Source organism: Akkermansia sp. UNK.MGS-1, from assembly GCF_000980515.1.
In the GTDB taxonomy this organism is placed as follows: domain Bacteria; phylum Verrucomicrobiota; class Verrucomicrobiia; order Verrucomicrobiales; family Akkermansiaceae; genus Akkermansia; species Akkermansia muciniphila.
Genome location: NZ_LBCB01000032.1, coordinates 1 through 3394, shown reverse-complemented (window position 1 = coordinate 3394; position 3394 = coordinate 1). Strand labels below are relative to the sequence as shown.

3 protein-coding genes are annotated in these 3394 nt (G+C 57.8%); all 3 read left to right on the top strand.

Annotated features, from left to right (window positions below):
* Positions 1-603: hypothetical protein (locus WW58_RS10020; protein ID WP_046437385.1), on the top strand; the 603-nt coding region annotated here is incomplete at its 5' end.
* A 6-nt stretch (positions 604-609) separates the two neighbouring features.
* Positions 610-1596, top strand: a complete 987-nt coding sequence (locus WW58_RS10015; protein ID WP_046437383.1) for a VWA domain-containing protein — start codon at positions 610-612, stop codon at positions 1594-1596.
* Between the two features lie 17 nt (positions 1597-1613).
* The coding region (locus WW58_RS10010) for a vWA domain-containing protein (RefSeq protein ID WP_046437381.1) at positions 1614-3394 on the top strand (1781 nt) is incomplete at its 3' end.

Below are 3394 nucleotides of genomic sequence, written 5' to 3'. Positions count from 1 at the left end.
GCCACTTTTCAGGCCCCACCCACGGCAATTCCGGAACCGCCGGCGTTTCCCTCCCTGATGGAAACACAATCCCCGGATGCCTACTTCCAAGCGGGCTTTTGGGATGCGTGGGGCATCTGGATTATTTTAGCCTCCATCCTTCTGGCCGTTGCTATCGCCGTCATTGTGCTCATCCGCAGGAAGGGACGCATCCCCGCCGCGCCGCTCAGCCCGTCGGAAACCGCTATCCGGGACATCTCAATGCTCCGGAACACGCATCCCTCCCTCAGGCAGGCCGCCGTGGAATTTTCCCTGATCCTCCGCAAATATCTGGTAGGAGAAACCAAAGACCCGGCGCTATATGAAACCCAGCAGGAATTCAACCGCCGGGCGGACGCGCTCACCGCGCTGCCTTCCGAACTCCAAGCCCCCACGCGCGATCTGCTGGACCGCATGGCTTCTCTCAAATATGAACCGGACACCCCGGAAAACGATTCCATGGTCAACGAATTGGCGGACGCCACGGTCCAACTCATCAATGATATAGAAGCGGACGCCCACCGGACGAAGGAAGAAACGGACCTTGTCGTCAAAAAATCTTCATCCCGCTCCAACCAACGCTAGCATACCATGACGGAACACTTCCAATTTGCACAACCTGAATGGCTTTATGCCTTACCCTTCATCTTGTGCCTCATCATCCTCCGCCGCAGGCGCGGGGCGGAAGGCTCCATCACCTACCCCACCGTGCGCTTCATCGCTTCCCTGGCGCGTACTCCGCAATCCCTGGCAGGAAAAATAGGGGCCCTTTGCTTCGTTCTGGCGGCTGCCGCCATCGCCATCGCCCTGGCGCGCCCCCAGCACGTGGAAGATAAAACCTTCCGGACAGTCAACGGCATTGACATCATGATCGCCTTTGACCTTTCCTACTCCATGGAAACGCCGGACATGGTTCTCAACCGAATGCCCATCAACCGGCTGGTAGCCGCCAAACACGTCATCACCCAATTTGTTGACAGCCGTCCGGACGACCGCATCGGTATCGTGGGATTTGCCGGAAAAACAAAATCCTTCTGTCCGCTCACGCTGGACCACGCCCTGGTCAACAGCATCATCCGGGATTTCCATCCGCGCATGATCCAGGCGGACGGCACGGCCATCGGCTCCGCCATTGCGGCGGCGGCCACCCGGCTGGACGACCGTAAGAACACCAAATCAAAAATCATCATCCTGGTGACGGATGGTGCCTCCAACTCCGGCCAGATATCCCCGCTGGTGGCGGCGGAAAACGCGGCCAAGCTGGGTATCAAAATTTATACCATTGCCGTAGGCACGGAAGAAGGAACCCTGGCGAACGGCATGGTGGTGCAAAGTGAATTTGACGAACCCACCCTGCGGAAAATAGCCCAGCTCACGGGCGGAGAACACTTCCGGGCCACCAATATGGCCTCCTTCAATAAAGCGTTCACCTCCATCGGCAAGCTGGAAAAAAGCGAAGCCAAAGTGCAAACCGTCCGCCACATTGAAGAATACTTCATGTACTTCCTTGTAACGGGAGCCGCGCTGGCGCTTCTGGGCCTCTCCCTGCAAGTGCTCAAACCGACCCCCGCCCCGTAATACGATCTTCACCCGTCATGACTTTCCTTTATCCCAACGTTCTGTACGCGCTCATTCTCCCGGCCCTGCTCGCGGCGGCGGCCTGGTGGCTGTGGCGCCGCCGTTCCAGAAAATGGGAAGTGCTCGTCTCGCCGGAATACCGGCGGGAACTGGTTCACGCTCCGGCCACCTGGCACCGGGTGCTCCCCGTCATTTTTGCCGTGCTGGCGTCCATCTTCGCCATCCTCTCCATGGCGCGTCCGGTGGACGGCTACACGGAGGTAAAGGAAATCCCCAAATCGCGCAACATCCTCATTGCTATTGACTGCTCCCGCTCCATGCTCAGCAAGGATGCCTCCCCGACCCGCCTGGGAAGGGCGAAAACCGCCGCTTACGACCTGCTGGACGCCCTGCCGGGGGACAACTTCGGCATCATCATCTTCTCCGGGGACGCCGTCCTGCTCATGCCCCTTACCCATGACCATAACGCATTAAAAGAAACCATTGAACAACTTCAATTCGGCTGGGTCTCCCAAGGGGGAACCAACCTGGAAAACGTTGTGCGGCTGGCCCTTCAAACCTTCAAACGGGACAAGGAAGCGGACGCCAAAAACGCCCTCGTCATCCTCAGTGACGGGGAAGACACCGTCAACATCACCTATAAGACTGCGGAAGCCGCACGGCAGCACCAGCTTATCATCGTGACGGCGGGCATCGGCACAACCATCGGCACCACTATTCCGGATGAGCAATCCCCCTCCGGCCTGTACCGGGACCGTCGCGGCCAGCACGTCGTCTCCAAGCTCAATCCGGAAAGCCTGCAATACCTGGCCAGGCAAACGGAAGGCCAATATGTCCAACTCTCCGACGGAGCGGCGCTGAACCGCTTCGTCAAGGATATCGCGGACCGTCTGGATACCACGGAAGGCAAGGAAGAAGTGCGCCGCGTGCCGAATGACCGCTATATCATCTTTGCCGTTCCGGCCCTCATCTGCCTGCTCCTCACCCTTCTGGCGGGAACACGCTGGCGCTCCTTCCGCCGTTCCGGACGCCGCGGTATGACAGCTCTGACTGTTGCGGCGTTATTCTGCGTTGGGCTGCTGGGCCCGGAAGCGCAGGCGGACACGCACGCCCTGGACAATGTCACGGATTTGATCCGGACGGGAAAAACGGAAGAAGCCGTCAAATCCATTGATGAAATGCTCGCTGTTCCCGACCTGGCGGAAGAAACACGCCAGGCCTTGGAATTCGCCAAAGGATGCCTGGAACAAAAAGCGGATAACCCCAAAGAAGCCGCGGAAGCTTTCTCCCAGGCGCTCCTTTCTCCCAAACCAGTCCTCCAGGCGGATTCCCACTTCAACCTTGGCAACCTGGAAGCCGCCCAGGCCCGCAAAACCATGACTTTCTCCAGGCCGGAAGGGGAACAGCAACAGGCCCGGCCCTCTTCCATTGACGACCAGATTAAGGAAATTGACACCCGGCTGGCAAAAATACCCGTTGCGAAAAAACATGTTAAGGAGGCCGTCAAACGTTTCGACGACGCGCTCTCTGCCTATGGTTCCCATGAAGGAGCAGCGGCCAACAAGGAGGAAATGCTCCGTTATGATAAATCCCTGGACGAATACCGCCGGCAGCTGGAAGAATTAAAGAAGAAATTGGAAGAAGAGAAGAAAAAACAACAGGACCAGAACAAGGACCAGAACAAGGACCAGAACAAGGACCAGAACAAGGACCAGAACAAGGACCAGAACAAGGACCAGAACAAGGACCAGAACAAGGACCAGAACAAGGACCAGAACAAGGACCAGAACAAGGACCA